Origin of the sequence: Raoultibacter timonensis (genome assembly GCF_022845715.1) — a bacterium.
Taxonomy (GTDB): domain Bacteria; phylum Actinomycetota; class Coriobacteriia; order Coriobacteriales; family Eggerthellaceae; genus Raoultibacter; species Raoultibacter timonensis.
On sequence record NZ_AP025564.1, the window covers coordinates 3,667,850 to 3,689,158 of the forward strand.

The following is a 21,309-nucleotide window of genomic DNA, read 5'->3' on the forward strand; positions in this document are numbered from 1 at the left end:
TTTGACAGCACTAAAACGCCGTTGTCGAAGAGCTTTGGTCATCATATCGTTTACATTGTTCTCGCAGCCGCGCTCGGCGGCAAGCGATAACCGCAATTACGCAAGTCCGGCAACCAAGCAAAGGAGCACCAAACCATGGCTAACGATCGTTTTGTAGAAACCTATTCGCAAGGGGTGACCAACGTACGAAAGATAATCGTCGACAGCGAAACGGGCGTCAATTATCTTCTGATGTCATCGAACATGACAAGCGGTTGCGGATTGGCAGTCCTGGTAGACGAAAACGGAAAGCCGGTCATCACCCCCGAAGATGCCATCGTATCCATCTACCAATAACCGCAGTTCATCGGAGGCGGTCGGGTGCTCATCCGGCCGCCTTTGCATTTCTTGAGAAGACCATACGACCTTGAGCATCCAAATACCCAGTTCAAACGATTGTCAAACACTTTCGACAACACCAAAGTGCAAGTGTCAAAGCCGTTTGGTGGTATCGTGGTTTCCATCATGGCATGCTCCGAAACGCGAAAGGAACGCAGTGGAACTCGGCAATCAGATTAGGAACCACCGTACGGCCCGCGGGTTATCGCAAGAGGATCTCGCAGAGAGGATATACGTCTCGCGGCAGACGATATCCAACTGGGAAACCGACCGCACCTACCCGGACGTGCAAAGCCTGCTTCTGCTGAGCGCTCTTTTCGACGTAACGATAGACGAACTGGTCAAAGGAGATGTCGAAATGATGAAAGAAGCCGTCGATGCGAACAAGATGAAGAAGCTCAGTTACGTCATGCTGGCGGGCATGGTCCTGAGCGTGGTGTTAGTCGGCCCGTGCTTTAAGCTATGGGGGTGGACGGGGCTCCTCATTCCTCTTGCGATCTGGGCGGTCGCAATGGTGAGCTCGATCATTGTCGACCGGATGAAGAAACAGCACGATATAAAAACGTATTCCGAGATCCTCGCATTCATGGAGAACGAGCCCGTCGACCGCGAGAAGGCAGCCAACGAGCGCAAGCATCATCTGCTACGCAAGACGCTCCTCGTCATCGGGGTCGGAGCGGTAGCCGGAATCATCACGTATGTCAGCATGATGCTGTTCGCGTAAGTTTCGCGCCGAAGCACCCCACTCAAGTCCCCCTGGCTTCGAAAGCCCGCCCGCCGGCGGGCTTTTCTGCATTGTCGCAACGCCATCTCAATCACTGGCTTCTCTGCGTCCTACACGCTTCGACGCACCTTACTGGGAACCTCGATCTGCAACGCGCGAAACAGCCGATCGGGCACAAGACTCACCAGATCGTCGGTCCACTGTGCCAAGTTCGTAGGCTGGTCCGATCGAAACCAGTCGTTAAGCACCTCGCATTCGAGCTTCGAGAATATCTCTACAAGAAACATCATATTGTGGTCGACCGAAACGCGGCGATACCTTTCAAGCGTCTCGAGCAGAACGGTTTTGCGATTCTCGGGCATGACGGTTTGGCCAAACGGAGTGTTGATGCTGTACTGAATCGACTTCCGGTAAAAATCCCGTTCTTGATCGATAAGGCGCAAGTGGTGGTAGTATCCCGTTTCCCAATCGATAGTTCGCCCGATTTCGTTAAGGTAGAACTGACGGCAGAAGATAGAGTGCCACCAGGGGATGTCGTACTTGCTTTCGAAATGCCGGTAGAACGTCTGTCGGGAAACGCCCGCATTGGCGCATATCTCGGAAATCGTGATCTGGTCGAGCGACTTATTAACGCCATGAAGTATCTTCATCTTCGTTCTGATGTCGGGGGATTCGAATATATCGTTTCCATGAGCAAGATCCATCAACATGCAATCACCCACCGTTCCCGTTCGCTGCGAGGCCTTTGAGCCACTGCGACGCCAAAACCATACCACATACGTTTTGTCGACATTCGAATCGGCAGACGAACGATGCTTTCCATTTGTCATAAGAGTGCTACATTACCATCTCGTATTCCCCTTGTGTGTGACAAAACCGTATAATCTGTCACCCGCTTCGGACGGTCTTGCCGCACTGTCACGGCTGTGCAACACGAGACAATCCCCCTGGATGGCAAGACAGAACAAAATCGCCTGCGCGCCTCTTGGCGAGCGCGTACGAAATTCAGAGAATGAACGTACGGAAACGCAAACACCCGCACTTTGGAAGGCGCCGCCTTCCAGAAAGGAGACTGTCATGGCGAAGATAGTCAACTCTTGGAACGACTGGGATCCGTTGAAGCGCGTCATCGTCGGCCGCTGCGACAACTCGATGATCCCGCCCGAGGAGCCCGCGACCTCCGAGAAGGTGCCCGTCGACTCCGAGATGCGCGGCATGTGGGGCCTGCGCCCGCTCGCGACCGTCGAGCGCGGCAACGAGTGCCTCGAGAACCTCGTGAAGATCCTCGAGTCCCGCGGCGTCCAGGTCGACCGCCCGACGCCTTTGCAGTGGAACCAGGCCATCGGAACGCCGGACTTCCGCAACGACTCCATGATGACCTGCATGCCCCCGCGCGACATCCTGCTCACCGTCGGCAACGAGATCATGGCCTCGGCCAACTCCTTCCGCTGCCGCTACTTCGAGTACCTGGCCTACTGGCCGCTCATGAAGCAGTACTTCGACGAGGACCCCGAGTTCAAGTGGACCCAGGCCCCCCGCCCGCGCCTCACCGACGCCTCCTACAAGCACAACTACTACGACGAGAAGATCTCGCTCGAGGAGCGCCTCGTCCGCACGGCCAACAAGGACTTCGTCACCACCGAGGTCGAGCCGATGTGGGACGCCGCCGACGTGATGCGCATGGGCAGGGACCTGTTCATCCAGCACGGCCTCACCACCAACCGCACCGCCATGGAGTGGTTCCAGCGCTACTACCCCGAGCTGCGCGTGCACGCCGTGAACTTCCCCGGCGACCCCTACCCGATCCACATCGACGCGACCTTCGTGCCGCTGCGCCCGGGCCTGATCATCAACAACCCGGTCCGCCAGCTCCCCGAGGAGCAGCGCGCGATCTTCGAGGCCAACGACTGGCAGATCGTCGACGCGGCCCAGCCCGCCCACGACGAGCCGCCGGCGCTGTGCTACAGCTCGGTGTGGCTGTCCATGAACTGCCTCGTGCTCGACCCCAAGACCGTGATCGTGGAGGCCTCCGAGGTCTACCAGCAGGAGCAGATGGACAAGCTCGGCATGAACGTCATCCCCTGCGACCTGCGCGACGCCTACCCGTTCGGCGGCGGCCTGCACTGCTCCACGGCCGACGTCTACCGCGAGGGCGGCTGCGAGGACTACTTCCCGAACCGCGTCAAGGACGCGACGCTCATCCATCCGGAGATGTGGAACGACTAGGCAATCGGTAAGCCCATTCGATTCCCGGGGTTTGGATTCGGGTTGCCTCACGGCACTCCTTACCCGCAATCCAACCCCGGGCCAGCACGGTACCGCCTCAGAGCACCACAACCCCACCTCAGCATAGATCGATCCCTTCGCGCGTGCGGACCTGGTCTTCTGCACCCATAGGCACACGCGCGAACGGATCCAACCGTCACCATTAAGGGGGATCCATGAACCCGCAAGCCAAGTACAAGCTCAAAGGTTTCATCTTCATGTTCCTGTCGTCATCCGCCATGGGTGGCATCGGGGCGTTCGGCCGCTACATCAATGCTCCAGGCGACTTCATATCGTTCGGCCGCAACTTTATCGGCTTTATCACGCTCACCATCGCCTTTCTCTTCATCAGCGGCAGCTTCAAAAAGATCAAGGAGACGCGCTTTTCGCCCTCGATGCTGCTCTCAGGCATATTCCTCGGGTTGCTCTCGGGTCTCTACGTCATCTCGACGCAGTACACGACGCTCGCCAACGCATCGTTTCTCATCTACACCGGCCCCATCTACTCGACTATCCTCGCAGCTATCTTTCTCAAAGAGAAGCTCGAGATCAAAGGCATCCTCTGCATTGTCGCCGTCGTTGTCGGCATGCTGTTCATCGTCGGCATCATAACCCCCGAGGGCTTGACGCTCGATCTCGATCCGAAGTGGATGTTCGGCAACATGATCGGCCTGCTCTCCGGTGTAGCGTACGGTCTGTACCTGTTCGTCGGAAGATACCGGGAAGACTGCAACTCGAACGTGCGCTCATGGTGGAACTTCCTGTTCGCGTTCATCACCATACTCGGGCTCATGGCGGTCGACAGCCTGCTTTCGGGAGGCCTGAAATACACGGTGAAGGTTGACGGCGTTCAACAGGTCGATGCATCCGGCCAGATCATGACGGCGGACTGGAACATTTTCACCATGGATCCCACTTCGTGGATCGTTTGGGTCATCGCCGCCCTCGTAACCGGGTTCATCGCGTTTCATCTCCTTGCCTACGCAACGAAAATGCTGAAAGCCGGCGAGCTTGCGGCAATATCCTATCAAGAGACGATCATGGCATCGCTGCTCGGACTGCTCTTGTTCGGGGAAGTGCTCACCACCTTCCAGCTCATCGGCGGCGGGCTCATCATCCTGGGCGGCGTATCGCAGATATTCTTCTCGACGAACGCCGCCAACAAACAGCCGGCACAGCTCGAAGTCCAGGCAGCCGGTGCGATCGGAGCGGGACCCGTCGACGGCGACCCCTTGTTTGCCAGCACGGATCGCTCCTCGATGCCCGATGCCGTAAGCACCACCGAACAAGGACCGCTGCTCGACGCAGACCGCAAACCCGCTCGCGCCGGCGAAGCCACCGCGCCGAGCGCTGCCGCAAAGGAGGACTAGCCATGCCCGCGAACACCGTTTTCATGGAAGAGATGGATGCGTTCACGTACCGAAGCATCCTCGATCGGAACCCGATCGTATTCGTACCGGTCGGCGCATTCGAACAGCACGGACCGCACATGGCCATGTGCGTGGACGCTGCGCTCACCAAGCAGATGGCCGCAGCAGTCGCCGAGCGCGTCAACGGCATCGTAGCCGCCCCCATAATCTACGGATACAAATCGCAACAACGCTCGGGCGGAGGATTCCACCTTTCGGGCACCACGAGCCTCAGTGCGGCAACGCTCATCGGCATCGTGAAGGAAATCGTCCTCAACCTCGCCGAGGACGGAGCGCGGCGCATCGTGTTCATGAACGGGCACTACGAGAACTACCAGTTCGTCTTCGAGGGCGTCGACCTCGCGCTGCACGACCTCAAGCTTTCGGGCACCGACGACGTCAAGATCATGCTGATGTCGTACTGGGACTTCGTCGACGACGAGACCATTGACCGCTTGTATCCCGAGGGGTTCACCGGATGGGATCTCGAACATGCAGGCGTCATGGAAACATCCCTCATGCTTTTGTTTTACCCCGATTTAGTGAACATGGACAAGGTGGTGATAGAGCCTCCTGCCACCATGCCAAAATATGATATCTTACCAATCAATCCCGATTACACGCCCGCATCGGGGTGCTTGTCCTGCGCTGCGGCGGCATCGGCCGAAAAAGGCCGGATCCTGCGAGACGTTGCAACCGAGCATATGGTGGGAGCTGTTCTTGATGAGTTCGAATAAAGGTGATCCCGCAGATGCCGCGAGCGCGGCGGCGAAAACGCAGCGTGACGATACCGTCATTCGGATCGCAACAGCCGCCGTTGTTGCGATCATCGTGGGAGCCGCAGTAGCGAATCCTCAGGCGGCTTACGATATCATTCAGAGCCTCCGTACGTTCATCACGGAGTACTTCGGCTGGTGGATTATCCTCGCAGCCCTGCTTGCCCTGATACTGTGCCTGTGGATCGCGTTCGGCAAATACCGTTCGATTCGATTGGGCGGATCCGACGCAAAGCCCGAGTATAGCCGATTTGCCTGGTATTCCATGCTGTTCGCCTGCGGGCAGGGCATCGGCCTCATCTTCTGGTCGGTAGCCGAGCCCATCCTCGTGCGCGCCGACAATCCCCTGCTCGACACCTTTCCGGTCGGCGCCGACAACGGTGCCATGGCGTGGTCGTACTTCCATTGGGCGATTACCGCATGGGCCATCTACGGAATCGTAGCGGTTTGCATGGCCTACGCGCGATTCAATCGCGGACAAAGCGGCTCGTTTCGCGGCTCGTGCCAGGACATCCTCCCGAAGCAGATACGACGCGGGGGCGGTCTCGTTATCGAGTGGCTTGCCATCATCACGACGATCCTCGGCCTCGCAACTTCGTTTGGGTTCGCTTCGATGCAGTTCAGCTCAGGCGTCAGTTCGCTTTTCGGGATCGAATCGAGCCTGCTGCTGAAGATCGGCGTCATCGTGGTCATCGGGCTCATCACCGCCATTTCGGTGTTCGTCGGCGTGCAAAAGGGAATGCAGCGCATCAGCAAGGCTAACTCGGTTCTGTCGATTGCGTTGCTCGTACTCGTTTTTGCATTCGGGCCGACGCTGTTCCTGCTGCACCTCATCCCCGAAAGCATCGGAACCTACCTTCAAACGTTCGTTCCGATGAGCACGTTCATGGACGCATCATCGGTGGGAAGCTTATCAACCTGGGCCGATAGCTGGAACGGAGCATGGTCGGTATTCATTTTCTGCTGGTGTTTCGCGTTCTCCCCGTTCGTCGCCTCATTCATCGCCTCGATCTCTCGAGGCCGGACGCTGCGCGAGTTCGTCCTGGGCATCATCGGTATTCCCTCGATCGTCGTGATTGTTTGGATCGGCATCATAGGCGGAACCGCGCTGCGGTTCGACGATGCCCTCAGTGGAGCCATAACGGCCGCGGTCATGCAGGACACCTCGTCAGGCCTGTTTGCGATGGGGCAGGCAATACCCTATATCGGCGCGCTCGTCGTAGCGATATCCACGATACTCGTCGGTACGTATTTCATCACATCGATCGATTCGGGCGTCCATGCACTCTCGGGATTCGTCTCGACCGCAGCAAAACCCAGTGCGCCGTTCAAAGCTGTCCTCGTCGTTCTGATTGCCGTCGTAACGCTCGTGCTGCTGCTCCTCGGCGGCGACGGCGTCCTCGACACTATCCAGACGGGAACCATCGTCGGCGCGCTTCCCTTTACGGCCATCGTCGTCATCATGGTCGCGAATTTCATACGCAGCGTGCGGAAAGACCCGCAAATCTGCAGCACCGCCCCTCAAGCGGATGGCGGCGAAGCGGATTCCGTGGGCCGGGAAGCGTCCATCGAGTAGGTTTCGCTTTTCCCCGCCTGAAGAACGCGCCACATCCAACCTTAACGCGGGCCGAAAGATACTTCTTCGGCCCGCACAGCATTGCGCTCGGAAGAAGCCCCGTTTCAACCCGTACCGCTTGCGCGCCCGAACCCGAAGACGCCTCATTTCTGCTCGAACAGGTGCAAAACCCAGGACGTGGTTCGAATACGGCAAAAACCTCTGATCAAATCGCCTGATCATCATCGTTTGCCAAAGAACTTTGGCGATGCCCGGCATCCCGCGCGGCCAGGTGCCCAAGCATTTTGGTGGTACACTTGCCCGCAGCATGGCAGCCTCGAAGGCGAAGGGACGCACGTGGAGCTCAGCAAGCAGATCAAGCGGCATCGGGTAGCGCTCGGCCTGTCCCAGGAAGGCCTTGCCGAAAAGATATACGTCTCGAGGCAAACCATCTCGAATTGGGAAACCGACAACACCTATCCTGATGTGGAAAACCTGCTGCTCCTCAGCTCTCTCTTCGATACGACCATCGATGAGCTGATCAAAGGAGACGTGGAAGCCATGGAAAAGACGATCGCAAACGACACGGCGAAACTGAAGATTTGGACGGGGGCGTTCTTGGCGAGCAGCGCGGCGGCGGTGCTCGCCCTCGTAGGCGGTATATGGGTGTTCGGAATCACGGGACCCGTGATCGCGGTCATCGCCGCTCTGTACGTGCTGGCGATAGCGTGCTGCGTAGCATGCACGCGCATCGCGAAGAGAAACGATGTGATGACCCTCGCAGAAACGCTTGCCTTCGTAAACGGCGCCCCGCTCGGCGAACTACGTGCGAAACGCGATCGCACCCGTGCGCGCCGCTGGGTTCTCATCGCACTCACCTTCGCACTCACCATAGCGCTCGGCCTCGGCCTCGGCTTCGCTATGGCCCCTCATGTTTTCACCATAGCGTAAGACGCCACCGCAGACAGGCGAAGGCCGCGTCCGTATCATACGGACGCGGCCTCGTCATCTTCGCCAACCGGTCTTGCCGGGTTATCGCACGATCAGCACATGCCACCGACCGCCCACAGAGTGGTTTCTACTTCGCTTCCTTCGTCTGGCTCGACTGGACGTCGGCGGCCTTGTCGACTGCGGCACGTCCGCCATGGTTGAAGCCGGTGTTGATGACGCCCTGAGTGTTGCCGGTTACGAATTTGGCGTTCTTCAAGGTGTTGATCTCCTTCTTCATGTCCTCCACGAGCTTGATGGCAAGCTGCATCGAGAAGTCCTGGCGGGCTACCACACGCTGCACCGTAGTGTCCTCCATGTCCTTCGGCATCGGGTAGGCGGGCACAAGCCAGCCGCTCATGCGCAGACGGTCGGACAGATCGTACAGCGACCAGGATACATCGGCGTCGTCCTTGAGGCCCCAGCATACAATCGGAATGTTCGAAGCGTCTTCGTAGATCTCGAAGATGCCCATGTCCTTGATCTCAGCGGCAAGGTAGCGCGCGACGTCGAGCGTGCGCTGCTGGATTTCCTTGTATCCGTTGAAGCCGTTGCGCATCAGCACGTAGTACTGGCCGACGATCTGCGAAGCGGAGCGCGAGAAGTTGATGGCCATGGTGGCTTCCTCGCCGCCGAGGTAGCTCACCCAGAAGATCAGATCCTCGGGCAGCGCTTCCTTGCTGCGCCAAATGACCCAGCCGATGCCGGGATACACGAGGCCGTACTTGTGGCCGGAGGTGTTGATGGACCAGACGTTCTTCAAGCGGAAGTCCCACTTGAGATCGGGATCCACAAACGGGGCAACCATAGCGCCCGACGCACCGTCGACGTGAATGCGAATCGGCAGATCGGTGTGCTTTTGGTTGTACGCCTCAACAAGCTCGTCGAGCTTCTCGACGTCATCGAACTTGCCGGTGTAGGTGATGCCGAGGATGGCCGTGATGCCGATGGTGTACTCGTCCACGTAGTCCATGACGGTATCCATGTTGAGCGACAGATGGTCCTTCTCAAGCGGCACGAGGCGCATCTCGATATCCCAATAGCGGCAGAACTTCTCCCAGCACACCTGATAGCCCGAGGAGATCACGAGGTTCGGGCGGCGCTCGGAGTAGATGTTGATGCCAGCGGCCTTCGCAAGCTTCTTCCAGCGGAACAGCATGCCCAAGCCGCCGAGCATGCAGGCCTCAGACGAACCGACGGTCGAGGTTCCCATGGGCTCCTCTGACGGGTCGGCATTCCACAGATTGCCGATCATGGCGACGCAGCGGTTCTCGAGGTCGGCCGTCATCGGGTACTCGTCCTTGTCGATGGCGTTCTTCTCCATGGTCTCGGCCATGATCTTGGTGGCCATGGGCTCCATGTAGGTCTGGCAGAACGTCGTGAGGTTCTGCGTGGCGTTGCCCTCGATCGAGAGATACTCTTTGATCATCTCGTAGGCGAGGCGCGGCTCGACAGGCTCCTCGTTCATCTTGTCGAGCGGCATCTGCGTATCGCTCGCCTCGGACCCGAAGATCGGGGTGAGGTACTTGGTCTTCTCATCCATGCTCTTCAAGATCTTGCTTTCGGTTTCCATTTTCTTGCCTCCTGTATCTGTAACACGTCGTGTAGTTACCTGGTTGATGGTTGTTCGCTCTCAAGGGACGGTGCGGGCGGCTGCGCCCAGCGATGGCGAAGACCGTAGATGATGAACGGCAGCGCAACTGAAATTGCGAAGCAGACGAACAGCGTGGTTTGGTACACCGTGTTCGCTTGAGCCGTCAGCTCCGATGACGGGAAGAACGATATGACGAGCGTCGCCACGGTTACGAGCATGCCGACGCCTGCGAAAATCGCCTTGAACGGCGTACCTCCGGGCAGCTGGAACTGACGCGGCAGATCCTTCTTCTTGAAGATCAGGACGAAGTAGCCGAGGAAGAACAGTACGTAGCCCACAAGGTAGATGACTACGGTAAGCCCGATGGCGGTCAGGTAGCCGACCGATGAGCTCGAGCCACCCGAAAGGGCAATCGATCCACAAAGCACCGCATCCCAGATGGTCACGATGATCGCCTGGATGACAACCGTTTTGACGGAAACGCCGTGCTTGTTGACTTTCTTGAACGTCGGAGGAAGAATGCCCTCGTGCGCCGTGTCGAGCAAGGCGCGCGATGGTCCGACGATCCATGCGGATATCTCGGCAAGCACGCCGAGCGCGAGCAGCACGGCTACCACGTACACGAGCCAACCCCATTCGGCACCGAGCTGCGAGACGAAGATCGCCTTGAACGCCTCGATGACGCCGAACGACAGATTGGAATCGAGCGTTTCGGCGGGAAGCGTGGTAGCCACAGCCAATCCGCCAAGCGCATCGAGCGCTATGGTAAGCACTACAAGCACGATCATGGCAAGCGGGTAATTGCGGGTCGGGTTCTTCAACTCGTTGATATGCGAGGCGCTCGCCTCGACACCCATGTAGGCCAGAATGAACGATGCGAAGATCACGAGCGTATCCACCTTGCTGAAATCGGGGATAAGCGTGTGAAAGTCCATCGTTATCTGAGAAGCGCCACCGGTGATGAAATACGCAGCCAAGCCGACGAATAGAATGGCGGCTGGAAGCAGAATGCCCCCCACCAGACCGACCTTCGAGATACGGGCGGTAAACTTCGTACCGCCGAGCTGCGTGAACGTGAGCGCCCACACGATGATCGCAACGCCGACGAACATGACGAGCGGGTTCTTGTAGAGAGCATCCCACTTGAACACGTAGGCCAACGCCGCCAGCACGAAGAACGACATCGTTACGAACCCGACGGTGATCTGGAACCACTGGAAGAACAAAGCTGCGAAGCCCCAGCGCTTTCCGAGCGTATTGCCGACCCAGGCGAAGATGCCTCCCGACTCCCACCCCTTGACCGTCGCCATTTCGGCAGCGCATAAGGCAACCGGCAGGAACCAGAGCAGACCGCCGATGATCAGAAAGAACACCAACTGGAATCCCGACGAAGCGAACGACGGGTATTCGTAGACCGTCATAACCATCGAGGCGGTAATGGCGAAGAAGCCGAAGAAGCTCAAAGTGCGTTTGAAGCTCGGCCTGCTCACCGAACCGATGGCAGCGTCGCCCGAAGACGAAGCCGTGGATGGTCCGTTGGGTTTGCTCATGCTCATCATCTCCTTTCTTGAACGGGCGCGCGCCGCCTTCGGCGCGCTTGGAATTTATGTTCTTCCCCGTTCTACCATCTGAAAGATGATGCACAAGAGGCAGCGGCCATCGTTAACCCTTACGTGGCCGACCCGTGGACGTCTCGCAAACGCCGTGAAACTTCGCTGTAATCGTTGAGCCTCCCACTTACAGCTTTCTACCGTTTACCGCTCTTTTGATACCGTTTATATAGCATAAACGACCGCTTGCCGTCGTATCCCCGCACCGATCGGGTGCTATATGCCGAGATACTCCTCAAGGCAGATGCCGAGTTCCCGAATTTCCCGTGCCACCGCTTCGCCCACATAGCGATAATGCCACGGCTCGTAGACGATGCCGGTAATCGCGCTCTTGTCGGTGGGATAGCGCAGGATGTATCCGAACTCCCAGCAATGCTCCATGAGCCACCGCTGCGTCGGCGTGGTTTCCTGCGCCTCGGTCAGATCGGGCATGGCCTCGTCGACGATGTCGAGCGCAAGGCCCAGCTGGTGCTCGCTCGTTCCAGGTCGCGCCACTACCGTGGCCGTCTCGACGCGAGCATCCGCCTCCGAATAGCCCTGCTGGATCAGAGAGCGCACATGGTTCTCGAACAAGCCTTCCTGCGTTTCCTTCGTGCGGTATGCCGAGCAGACGAACGGAGCGAACCCCGCCGCGCGACACGCGCCCAAGAGGCGCTCGGTATCGGCAAGGCAGCGTTCGTCGACCAAACGCCCGTCGCTTGTTGTGGCGAGCGGAACCGCGTAGCTCGAATCGATGGCATGTTCGGGGTTCACGAGCGTCAAACGCCAGTCGTCCGGCGATAGGCCGCTTTGGTAGACGGGGGGCTGGTTTTCCGCCTGGCCGCCCGTTTGGCTCTGGTTCGGCTCCTGCCCCCGGCCGCCCTCCCCCAACGCTGCGCCCCCGGATCCGAATGGGGCGGATCCTTCGCCCGCGGACGTTCGGCCGACGCCTCCCGCGCCGTCAGCCTGCGATGCGGCTCCCGTCATCCATGCCACACCGCAGAGACCGGCTCCGAAGATCGCTGCGACGCCGAACACGAAGCTGCGGCGCGAGAGGGCGGCGGAAGGCTTCGGCTCTGCGCTTGTGCGAGGACGGCAGGTTTCGCGCGTCTGCATGCGCCGCTGGGCGCCGCTTCGCCTCGTTGGCTGCGCCTTGGAACGATCGATGGTCATGAACTGCCTTTCTACCGGGGACTTTGCCCAGAGTATCAAGACGCTTCCACCATACGGCAGCTTCCCGGCATCGAAACGCCATCACCGATCGGAGGAGACCGGGCGCATCGCGCAGGTGAACCACGGCCTCGACACCCGCGTGCCCCCCTCATCCGATTGCCAGTATTCCTCCGATCGCGCACCGTAGCCCGCGCTTTCCGTGAACGTCGTGTACGACACGGAGAGGATCACCTCCGTACCTTCGAGCTTGATCAGCGCGCGGTCCTCAAGCACCGTATCGCCCCCGACGCTCCGCACGGACGAAACGGTAGAGCCTTCGCCGTCAACGTCAACCGCTTCTGCGGCGTCCATGCCGCCTTCGCCCTCTTCGAGAATCGTGCCTCCGAACCCCAGATAATCGGCAGCCGTCTGCGCCCATGCGGCCGCATTGCCGCGAAGGCTCCCCTCGCCTGCGTCAACACCGTCCTGCGGCGCCATGATCGCGAACGACACGAGCTTACCCGTTGCATCGTCGACGCGCGCTGTCAGAATTGCCTCCTCGTTCTCGCCGTAGTATATCGAGCACTCCCACAGTATCGCCGCCCGGCCTTCGGTTTCGGAAAGCGCAAGCACCGTATCCGTCTCGTATGTCGCATCGGCAAGATACGGCCAGGAGCAAAGACCACGCTCTTCGAAGAAAGCGCATGCGTCGAGCACCGCCGCATGCGCCTGGTCGGCGGTCATCTGCGTATCGGCGCTCACATCGAACACCGTGCTGCTTTGCGCGAGCAAGCCGAGCGCATACGCGACATCGCCCGAATCCCCGGTATCGAGCTGAACCTGGCTTGTCTCGAACAGGGAGACGGCGCCGTCGTTGGACCGATCCTGCACGGCGGAAACCATATCGGGCAAAAACAGACCCAGCGCAACGATCGAGGCGGTACCCGCCGCCAAAACGAAGCCCTTTGCCGCCCTCATAGCCTCACCCCCTTCCCGCGCGCAGATCGACCGTCACGCACGTGCCGATGCCGATCTCGCTTCTCACCGATAGCGAGCCCTGATGAAGCTCGGCGATTTTCGCGCACAGAGACAAGCCGAGCCCTGATCCGCCCTGCGCGCGCGAACGCGAGGCGTCGACCCGGTAGAACGCCTCCGAGACGTGATCGAGCGCCTCGGCGGGAATGCCGGCGCCGTCGTCTGCCACGCTCAGGCGGCAACCGTCGGGAAGCATCGTGCAGGTCACCTTGACTGCACCGCGGTCCCCCACGGCCTTGCACGCATTGTCTATAAGGTTGAGCAGGAGCGATTGCACGAGGTCGGGTTCGAGAAGACACGTTCCCTTTTCGCAATCCTCCTCGATGAGGATTGCCCTGCCCCGGCCCGCGACCGCAAGCTTCAGCGACCCGACCGTATCGGCGACGAGATCGGCGGGTGCCGACGCAACCAGCTGCACCTCGTTTTTACCGAGCACGAAAATGTCGAGAAGCTTGAGCGAGAGGTTCTCGAGACGTTTGCCTTCGGAAAAGATATAGCCTGCGGCTTCGATCTGCTCGTGCGGGTCAAGCGCTTGGCTGCGAATCAGATCCGCATAGCCGATGATCGCCGTCATGGGAGTTTTCACCTCGTGCGCAAAGCCCCCCATGAAGCGCTCTTGCCGTTCGAGCGACCGTTTCATTTCGGCGACACCGCCCTCTACGCGCTGCGCCATAACATCGAAGCTCGTCGAAAGCTCGCCGATCTCGTCGTCGTTGCGCACATTCGACCTGAACGAGAGGTTCCCCGAAGCGATCTCGCGCGTTGCGCGGGTCAGCTTGGAAAGCGGTCGTGTCAGCAGCCAAGACAAGCCATAGGCAAGCAGCGCGCACAGCACGATGAGCACGGCGAAGACCGCACGGAACGCCGCCTGCTGATGGGAGCGCGTTTGATAAAGCGGAGATATATCGTAGAGCGCATCGAGATAATGGGGCTCGCCGTCGATGGCGCATTCTCCCGAAAGCTGCAGATACCATCTGCCCTCGCCGTCGGAGCGCATGAGCACGGCACCGTGATCGGCGTCGACGCCTGCGCGATCGTTCTCGAAGCCGATCGCCGTCGAACCGCTTTCGTAGAGAACCTCGCCCGGGGTCGAGAAGCGCAGAGCCGACCAGGAGGACCCGCTGCGGTCGTAGAGCTGTTCGAGCATGTGCGGGATATCCCCGCTTTGCGACCAGGCATCCATAGAGCCGACCACCGTGAGGGTGTCGAGCAGCATTCGGTACGATTCACGCGCCGATTCTTCTTCGCGTTCGAGCGAGCTTTCGAACGACAGCGCTATGAGCAGGCTCCCACCGACACCGAACAAAACCGCCAGCAAGCACAGCATGCCGAGCATCATCTTCAGTCTGAACCTCATGCAGCCGCCCGCCTACCCGTCATGGAAGAACCAATCGGTACCCGACCTTGCTGACCGCCTGCAAGCATGCATCGAGCCCTGTTTTCTTACGGAGGCGCTGTACGTGCAGATCGACGGTTTTGCTGCCTGCACCCAGATCGCCGCCCCATACCCGTTCGTAGATAACATCGCGGTACAACGCCACATTGGGGTTTTGCGCAAACAGGACGAACAGGTCGTACTCCTTGCGCGTGAGGGCGAGCTCCTCCTGGCCGCGCATTACCCGCATGGCACGCGTATCGATCATAAGACCGCAAACCTCGATGACGCCGTCGGCCTTTCCGTAGCGCCTGAGCACAACATCGACCCGCGCAAGCAGCTCGTCTATTTCGAAGGGCTTGACGATGTAGTCTTCGGCGCCCATGCGCAACCCCTTGACGCGGTTATCGAGAGCGGCAGCCGCCGTCAGGAAGATGACGGGCACCCCGAAAGGCTTGAGATACTCCATCAGCTCGAACCCGTCGATCTCGGGAATCATGACATCGAGCAGGATCAGATCGTATGGCGTCTCAACGGCCATGTCGGCGGCCCGCGCGCCGTCGAACGCGCAATCGCACCTATGGCCCGCCTTGGTGAGGCTCAGCCTGATGAGGTTCGAAATGGGCGGCTCGTCCTCGACGATGAGTATTCTGGGCACAGGCGATCCTTTCCCGTTCGATGCTCGGTGCCGCAACGCGGCGCGCATCGCAGCGTCCGACGGTTCGGCCCATGTGCCATTATTCATCATCCCGGCATCGAAACGGCATACGGAAGCAAGCCCACACAGAGCAAACAGGCTGCCGCAACGCGAGCTTCCGCAGCGGATCGGGCTACGAACGGCCCGTATAGTCCGCCACAACCTCCGCAAGCAGGTTTGCTGCGGTATCGTGCACGTCGTATCCCTCGGAGATAGCGGCGACGGCTGCGCCGTCGACGATGGCGTACACGAGTCGCGACGACATCGGTACATCCGCCCGCTGCAGAATGCGCTCTACGGCGGCATCGAGCGCGCGACGGCCCTTTTGGTAAGCCTGCGTGACCACCGGCGATTCGGCGGCGGCGATCAGCTGCGCATAATGAGCCGCCGGCACGGTGGAATCCTCGGGCAAGCACGCCTTGATGAGCAGATCGACGCAGTTTTCTCGGCACTCTTCGGGCGTGAGCTTTTCGGCGGCATCGGCGGCGCGCTCCGCGCGTTGGGCCCACATCTGGATGTTGTGCTGACCGGCCTCCTGCAAAAGCTCCGTCACCGAATCGAAGTAGTACCCGACCGATGAGGAGGCGGCGTTCGCCCATTTGGCTACTCGGCGGTACGTAACGGCGCCCGGACCCTCCTCCCGCAGAAGCGCAGCGGCAGCCAGCACCAGCGAAGCCCTCGTAATCTGAGCTTTCAGAGATTTCGGCGTTTGAGACGACTCGCCCATAGGTTCCTCCCGCAATACCGCACAATCGATGCGCCGCATCATCGGCGCATACTCCCAACCAGCATTATAGGGCAACGAATCGCTCCGCTAGCCCGAAGGCCTGCGAAGCGATATTCCGGGCGGCCGCGCCGATGGCCGAACCGACGCGGCCACCCGGATCCACCGCATAAGCGGCCGGTGGACAAAACCTACACCTCGGACAAATCTTTGCCCGTGTGCTCGTGTGACATGACCATAGCCACCAAGGCGAGCGCGGCGATGAACACCATGTAGAACGCCGGGGCTATATCGTTGCCCGTTACATCGATCAACCAAAACGAGATAGCTGAAGCCGAACCGCCGAATATGGCGTTCGCCATATTGAAGCTCAAGGCGAAGCCCGAATAACGCACATCGGTGGGGAACGTCTCGGTCAGATAGCTCGACAACGTACCGTCGTTGATCGTCAGCAGCAAGCACATCACCAGCTCCACGATCAGGATCACGACGAAGCTCTTCGTACCCAACAGCAGGAACGCGGGAATCGTGAGCACGATAAATCCAACGCATGCGATGATCAGCATCTTCTTGCGTCCGAAGCGATCGGATATGCGCCCCGAAAGGAAGATGAAGCCGATGTAGAACACGAGCACGATGGTCGTGATGATCGAAGCCAAACTCGGATCGTAGTTCAAAGTCGTTTCGAGGTAGTTCGGCAGGTACGTGAGCACCGCGTAGAACCCGACCGCGTTGAGCACGCAGGCGCCGAACGAGACGATGAGCACGCGCCGATGCTTGGTGAGCAGCGTGCGGATGGGCTTCTTCACGCTCTCGCCGTGCCGCTTGAGATTGCGCTGCATCTCCTCGTACACCGGGGAATCCTCAAGGTGCGTTCGGATGTAGTGGGTGATGTATCCGAGCGGCAGCGCCAGCAAAAACGGAATGCGCCAGCCCCAGTCGACCACAAACGACGATTCGGCGCCCCATACGTTGAACATGAACGTAGCGAACAGCGAGCCCACCAACAACCCCGTGGCCGTCGAAGCGGGCACCATCGAGCAGTAGAATCCGCGATGGTTCTTCGGTGCGTACTCCGCAATGAACGTGGCCGCACCTGCATACTCACCGGCAGCCGAGAAGCTCTGCACCATGCGCAGGATCAGCAGAAGCAACGGAGCGCCCACGCCGAGGATCGCATAGCCCGGCAAGCAGCCGATAAGAAACGTGGCCCCGCTCATCATGAGGATCGAGATGGACAAGGCCCATTTGCGCCCCTTCTTATCGCCCATGTTCCCCCAGAAGATCGCGCCGATCGGACGCACGAGGAACGATAAGGCGAATAGCCCGAACGTGAGCATGACCGAAACGAACCGGTCTTCGCCCGGGAAGAAAACCAGGGCGATGACCGTTGCCAGATAGGAGTAACTCGCGTAATCGAACCATTCGATGAAGTTTCCGAGAAACGATGAGAACGTCACTTTCTTGAGCGTTCTATGCTTCTCTTCTTCGGAAAACTGCCGCGCCGAAGCGGCATCGATCGTATTGTTTTCAGCATTCATGATAGTCCCCTAAGAAATGTGCGACTTCATTTCGACGGATATGATGTCGCCCTTCGAGCGCTCGCTTCATGCGAAGCCCCCTTTCAAGACGGGAATGCATACCTTGCCTTTCAAGCATGATACCTCGAAAGTGAAGATTCTCGCCATCATGTAACAATCCAACCGTATCGATGAGCGGTTTTGTAACCGATCAGTAATCTTCGAGCAGCTCGACCTGCGCCTTGCTCGCCCGTTCGATGAAGGATCGCTTCGCCTTCTGGCCGCCTTGCGAAAGAGCGTTGAGGATGACCCTCTTCAAGCGCGGGTACTCGTTCATGCCGTACCAGGCGAACGCGGTACCGCCGACATAGGCCTCCACGATGCTGTGCACGGGAAGATCGGGGTTGCGCTTGGCGTCGAGAGCCAGGTACTCCTTGATCTCATCGGCGCACACGTCGCGAATGACGGCTGCATCTATCTCAAGATCGCGGCCGAGCTGCTGCAGCTGGTAATCGACCTCCGCTTCATCGGCATGGGGGAAGTAGGTGACATCGTAGGCGACCGCGCCCGCATCGTTGGCTTTCGCAAACTCGAGGAGTCCGTCGAGCGCCATCATCTGCACGTGGTCTTCGGTACGCTCGGGAATGTCGAGCTTCGCGGGGAACCCGGGCAATCCGTGCTTTGCAAACGCCGCCTTCAACTCTTCTTCGCTCAGTGCCGCTTCGAAATGCGTCTCGGTGGCGATATGGGTCAGATTGGACGTGATCTTCGTATCGTTCGCCATCATTCCCAGCTCGGCACCGCGCCCTGTATCCAGAAGCGCCGCCGCCGAATCGCCGAGCGCACCCTGTTGGCTCTTCTCGTCCAAATGGCCGGCGAGCTTCTCGCCTATCTCGTCTTGCTGTTTGAGCTTGCGCCCGGTGATCATGCCCTTGATCGAAGGCACCGCACCGCCGCCGATGATGAGTACACCGCCGATGATCGTGTTGATGGTGAGCGCCTCGCCGAACACGACAAGCCCGACGAAGATGGCGACGGGCACCTCCCAATACGCGATGGTACCGTAGTCGGCCGCAGGAAGGTTGCGGCCGGCAACCAGCAAGAACCCAAGGGCTATAGGCCCGCAGATAATCCACAGGAGGATCGCGCCCGCCCAGTTGAACGGCGTGAAGTGCACGTTGAGCGCCCAGTTGGCCATATCGGGGGTCGAACCGAGCGAGTTCAGGATGATGGTAACGGCTCCAGCGCCCACGACCGCGAAGATGAAGTTCCATACGCCGCGCGCCGTAGTGTCGGCGTCTTTGCGATAGCCGTTGAAGAACATGGATGCACCGTAGAACACGCCCGAAGCGAGGCCGAACGCATCGCCGACGCCCTTCATGGGAAATTCGGGTGTCGAGGTCTGCAGGTTGAAGTCGACGAAAAATCCGCTTTCGTTGAAGCCGATGAGGTTGTTGCCGAACAACATGCCGATAAACACCGCGAGCAGGCAGATCCACTGCAGTTTCGACATCGGCTCCTTACGGAATATCCTCGCTAAAAGTACGCAGATAACAGGTCCTATGTAGATGAAGAGCACCGCGTTGGATACCGTAGTCAGAAGCGTGGACGTCACATAGCATGCAAGCGACAGGCCGATCATGAGGCCGCCGAGCGCGATAGCGGGCGTGAGCTTGAGCTTCTTGAACACGTGGACTTTATGGGTGGCCAGAAGCAGGATGACGAAGAAGATCACGCCCATCCCCATGCGGCCGACCGCCATGAGCGCCCCGATGCTATCGCCGGCGTTGAAGCCCGCCGCGCCGTCGAACATATCGGTACGCGTAGCCCAACGGCTGAACAGGGGCACGAGCCCCATACCCGTTGCGGATATCAACATGGCGATGGTGCCGAAGCCCACCCTCATCTTGTATCCGCCCGAACCGTCCTTACCGTTTCCGTTTACCGTTTCAGTCCCTGTAGGTTTGAGATCAGTGTTGTCCGCCATTGGTCCTCCTTAAACCAGTAGCAGGGAAATGCGACCGTCGAATCCTGCGAGCATGCGCCGCGCGCGATCGCAGAGCGAAATCGAGCTGGAAGATATGCCGCTTCAGCTCGCCTTCGGCCTGCGAAGGCATAAGGGCATACGACGACCGAGAAGCCGTAAGGCCTCGAACAAAGGGGGGCTTGGTTTCGAGCGAACCAAACCCCCTTTCTTAAGCACCTAGTCTTGAACCTTGTAGTAGTAAGACGAGTGATTCTTATTGCCTAGTCGTTCCACATCTCCGGATGGATGAGCGTCGCGTCCTTGACGCGGTTCGGGAAGTAGTCCTCGCAGCCGCCCTCGCGGTAGACGTCGGCCGTGGAGCAGTGCAGGCCGCCGCCGAACGGGTAGGCGTCGCGCAGGTCGCAGGGGATGACGTTCATGCCGAGCTTGTCCATCTGCTCCTGCTGGTAGACCTCGGAGGCCTCCACGATCACGGTCTTGGGGTCGAGCACGAGGCAGTTCATGGACAGCCACACCGAGCTGTAGCACAGCGCCGGCGGCTCGTCGTGGGCGGGCTGGGCCGCGTCGACGATCTGCCAGTCGTTGGCCTCGAAGATCGCGCGCTGCTCCTCGGGGAGCTGGCGGACCGGGTTGTTGATGATCAGGCCCGGGCGCAGCGGCACGAAGGTCGCGTCGATGTGGATCGGGTAGGGGTCGCCGGGGAAGTTCACGGCGTGCACGCGCAGCTCGGGGTAGTAGCGCTGGAACCACTCCATGGCGGTGCGGTTGGTGGTGAGGCCGTGCTGGATGAACAGGTCCCTGCCCATGCGCATCACGTCGGCGGCGTCCCACATCGGCTCGACCTCGGTGGTGACGAAGTCCTTGTTGGCCGTGCGGACGAGGCGCTCCTCGAGCGAGATCTTCTCGTCGTAGTAGTTGTGCTTGTAGGAGGCGTCGGTGAGGCGCGGGCGGGGGGCCTGGGTCCACTTGAACTCGGGGTCCTCGTCGAAGTACTGCTTCATGAGCGGCCAGTAGGCCAGGTACTCGAAGTAGCGGCAGCGGAAGGAGTTGGCCGAGGCCATGATCTCGTTGCCGACGGTGAGCAGGATGTCGCGCGGGGGCATGCAGGTCATCATGGAGTCGTTGCGGAAGTCCGGCGTTCCGATGGCCTGGTTCCACTGCAAAGGCGTCGGGCGGTCGACCTGGACGCCGCGGGACTCGAGGATCTTCACGAGGTTCTCGAGGCACTCGTTGCCGCGCTCGACGGTCGCGAGCGGGCGCAGGCCCCACATGCCGCGCATCTCGGAGTCGACGGGCACCTTCTCGGAGGTCGCGGGCTCCTCGGGCGGGATCATCGAGTTGTCGCAGCGGCCGACGATGACGCGCTTCAACGGATCCCAGTCGTTCCAAGAGTTGACTATCTTCGCCATGACAGTCTCCTTTCTGGAAGGCGGCGCCTTCCAAGTTAAAAGTGGCGCACTACTTGATGCAGCTTCCCGACATGAGTGTCGCGGCTGCAGGAACGCTGTATGGGGTGAAGCTTCGTCATGATGACTGCCCCGA

At 59.6% G+C, this 21,309-nt stretch carries 18 protein-coding genes; 7 read left to right on the forward strand and 11 right to left on the reverse strand.

Annotation, left to right across the window (positions count from 1 at the left end; genetic code table 11):
- Window positions 1–135 precede the first annotated feature (135 nt).
- A complete protein-coding gene (locus tag MWL89_RS14910; protein WP_102380117.1) occupies window positions 136–336 on the forward strand; it encodes a DUF6440 family protein in 201 nt (66 codons plus the stop codon).
- Between the two features lie 199 nt (window positions 337–535).
- Complete coding sequence (locus MWL89_RS14915) at window positions 536–1,102, forward strand: helix-turn-helix domain-containing protein (protein ID WP_102380118.1); 567 nt, start codon at window positions 536–538, stop codon at window positions 1,100–1,102.
- 110 nt (window positions 1,103–1,212) lie between these two features.
- On the opposite strand, the gene MWL89_RS14920 is transcribed toward MWL89_RS14915, so the two are convergent.
- Window positions 1,213–1,824 carry a TetR/AcrR family transcriptional regulator gene (locus MWL89_RS14920; protein ID WP_244387086.1) on the reverse strand — a complete coding sequence of 204 codons (612 nt, stop codon included), beginning with the start codon at window positions 1,822–1,824 and terminating at the stop codon, window positions 1,213–1,215.
- Between the two features lie 355 nt (window positions 1,825–2,179).
- Here MWL89_RS14920 and MWL89_RS14925 point away from each other — a divergent pair, with 355 nt between their 5' ends.
- The 5 genes from MWL89_RS14925 (at window position 2,180) to MWL89_RS14945 (ending at window position 8,058) form a co-directional block, all read left to right on the forward strand.
- Window positions 2,180–3,328 (forward strand): serine/threonine protein kinase, encoded by a 1,149-nt coding sequence (locus MWL89_RS14925; RefSeq protein ID WP_102380120.1) that lies wholly within the window; start codon window positions 2,180–2,182, stop codon window positions 3,326–3,328.
- A gap of 215 nt (window positions 3,329–3,543) precedes the next feature.
- Window positions 3,544–4,737, forward strand: a complete 1,194-nt coding sequence (locus tag MWL89_RS14930) for a DMT family transporter (protein WP_244387088.1) — start codon at window positions 3,544–3,546, stop codon at window positions 4,735–4,737.
- 2 nt (window positions 4,738–4,739) lie between these two features.
- A complete protein-coding gene (locus tag MWL89_RS14935) occupies window positions 4,740–5,513 on the forward strand; it encodes a creatininase (protein WP_102380131.1) in 774 nt (257 codons plus the stop codon).
- The gene (locus MWL89_RS14940; protein ID WP_244387090.1) at window positions 5,500–7,128 is read left to right on the forward strand and encodes a BCCT family transporter; all 1,629 of its coding nucleotides are present in this window, start codon (window positions 5,500–5,502) and stop codon (window positions 7,126–7,128) included. The genes MWL89_RS14935 and MWL89_RS14940 overlap by 14 nt, the downstream gene beginning before the upstream one ends.
- A gap of 336 nt (window positions 7,129–7,464) precedes the next feature.
- Entirely contained in the window at window positions 7,465–8,058 is a 594-nt protein-coding gene (locus MWL89_RS14945; RefSeq protein WP_244387092.1) for a helix-turn-helix transcriptional regulator, read from the forward strand.
- Window positions 8,059–8,185: 127 nt separating this feature from the next.
- Here the strand turns inward: MWL89_RS14945 and gad are convergent, their stop codons facing one another.
- The 10 genes from gad to MWL89_RS14995 form a co-directional block, all read right to left on the reverse strand.
- Complete coding sequence (gene gad, locus MWL89_RS14950; RefSeq protein WP_102380128.1) at window positions 8,186–9,667, reverse strand: glutamate decarboxylase; 1,482 nt, start codon at window positions 9,665–9,667, stop codon at window positions 8,186–8,188.
- Window positions 9,668–9,702: 35 nt separating this feature from the next.
- Complete coding sequence (locus MWL89_RS14955; protein WP_180995289.1) at window positions 9,703–11,238, reverse strand: amino acid permease; 1,536 nt, start codon at window positions 11,236–11,238, stop codon at window positions 9,703–9,705.
- Between the two features lie 276 nt (window positions 11,239–11,514).
- Window positions 11,515–12,450, reverse strand: coding sequence for a M15 family metallopeptidase (locus tag MWL89_RS14960; RefSeq protein WP_244387094.1), 936 nt, complete (start codon window positions 12,448–12,450; stop codon window positions 11,515–11,517).
- 81 nt (window positions 12,451–12,531) lie between these two features.
- Window positions 12,532–13,407 carry a hypothetical protein gene (locus tag MWL89_RS14965; RefSeq protein ID WP_244387096.1) on the reverse strand — a complete coding sequence of 292 codons (876 nt, stop codon included), beginning with the start codon at window positions 13,405–13,407 and terminating at the stop codon, window positions 12,532–12,534.
- Window positions 13,408–13,411: 4 nt separating this feature from the next.
- Window positions 13,412–14,821, reverse strand: a complete 1,410-nt coding sequence (locus tag MWL89_RS14970) for a sensor histidine kinase (protein WP_244387098.1) — start codon at window positions 14,819–14,821, stop codon at window positions 13,412–13,414.
- Window positions 14,822–14,840: 19 nt separating this feature from the next.
- Window positions 14,841–15,497, reverse strand: coding sequence for a response regulator transcription factor (locus MWL89_RS14975; RefSeq protein ID WP_102380123.1), 657 nt, complete (start codon window positions 15,495–15,497; stop codon window positions 14,841–14,843).
- Window positions 15,498–15,669: 172 nt separating this feature from the next.
- On the reverse strand, window positions 15,670–16,263 hold the full coding sequence (locus MWL89_RS14980) for a TetR/AcrR family transcriptional regulator (protein ID WP_102380122.1): 594 nt from the start codon (window positions 16,261–16,263) through the stop codon (window positions 15,670–15,672).
- A gap of 188 nt (window positions 16,264–16,451) precedes the next feature.
- The gene (locus tag MWL89_RS14985) at window positions 16,452–17,801 is read right to left on the reverse strand and encodes an MFS transporter (protein WP_102380121.1); all 1,350 of its coding nucleotides are present in this window, start codon (window positions 17,799–17,801) and stop codon (window positions 16,452–16,454) included.
- 190 nt (window positions 17,802–17,991) lie between these two features.
- Window positions 17,992–19,767 carry a DMT family transporter gene (locus MWL89_RS14990; RefSeq protein ID WP_244387100.1) on the reverse strand — a complete coding sequence of 592 codons (1,776 nt, stop codon included), beginning with the start codon at window positions 19,765–19,767 and terminating at the stop codon, window positions 17,992–17,994.
- Between the two features lie 260 nt (window positions 19,768–20,027).
- Window positions 20,028–21,176 carry a serine/threonine protein kinase gene (locus MWL89_RS14995; protein ID WP_102380120.1) on the reverse strand — a complete coding sequence of 383 codons (1,149 nt, stop codon included), beginning with the start codon at window positions 21,174–21,176 and terminating at the stop codon, window positions 20,028–20,030.
- Between the last annotated feature and the right edge of the window lie 133 nt (window positions 21,177–21,309).

Excerpts from the sequence above, each read along its gene's own strand:
- MWL89_RS14935 (WP_102380131.1), top strand. The coding sequence starts at position 4,740 with ATGCCCGCGAACACCGTTTTCATGGAAGAGATGGATGCGTTCACGTAC.
- MWL89_RS14995 (WP_102380120.1), bottom strand. The coding sequence starts at position 21,176 with ATGGCGAAGATAGTCAACTCTTGGAACGACTGGGATCCGTTGAAGCGC.
- MWL89_RS14910 (WP_102380117.1), top strand. The coding sequence starts at position 136 with ATGGCTAACGATCGTTTTGTAGAAACCTATTCGCAAGGGGTGACCAAC.
- MWL89_RS14990 (WP_244387100.1), bottom strand. The coding sequence starts at position 19,767 with ATGGCGGACAACACTGATCTCAAACCTACAGGGACTGAAACGGTAAAC.
- MWL89_RS14960 (WP_244387094.1), bottom strand. The coding sequence starts at position 12,450 with ATGACCATCGATCGTTCCAAGGCGCAGCCAACGAGGCGAAGCGGCGCC.
- MWL89_RS14980 (WP_102380122.1), bottom strand. The coding sequence starts at position 16,263 with ATGGGCGAGTCGTCTCAAACGCCGAAATCTCTGAAAGCTCAGATTACG.
- MWL89_RS14965 (WP_244387096.1), bottom strand. The coding sequence starts at position 13,407 with ATGAGGGCGGCAAAGGGCTTCGTTTTGGCGGCGGGTACCGCCTCGATC.
- MWL89_RS14925 (WP_102380120.1), top strand. The coding sequence starts at position 2,180 with ATGGCGAAGATAGTCAACTCTTGGAACGACTGGGATCCGTTGAAGCGC.
- MWL89_RS14940 (WP_244387090.1), top strand. The coding sequence starts at position 5,500 with ATGAGTTCGAATAAAGGTGATCCCGCAGATGCCGCGAGCGCGGCGGCG.
- MWL89_RS14955 (WP_180995289.1), bottom strand. The coding sequence starts at position 11,238 with ATGAGCAAACCCAACGGACCATCCACGGCTTCGTCTTCGGGCGACGCT.
- gad (WP_102380128.1), bottom strand. The coding sequence starts at position 9,667 with ATGGAAACCGAAAGCAAGATCTTGAAGAGCATGGATGAGAAGACCAAG.
- MWL89_RS14985 (WP_102380121.1), bottom strand. The coding sequence starts at position 17,801 with ATGAATGCTGAAAACAATACGATCGATGCCGCTTCGGCGCGGCAGTTT.
- MWL89_RS14970 (WP_244387098.1), bottom strand. The coding sequence starts at position 14,821 with ATGAGGTTCAGACTGAAGATGATGCTCGGCATGCTGTGCTTGCTGGCG.
- MWL89_RS14930 (WP_244387088.1), top strand. The coding sequence starts at position 3,544 with ATGAACCCGCAAGCCAAGTACAAGCTCAAAGGTTTCATCTTCATGTTC.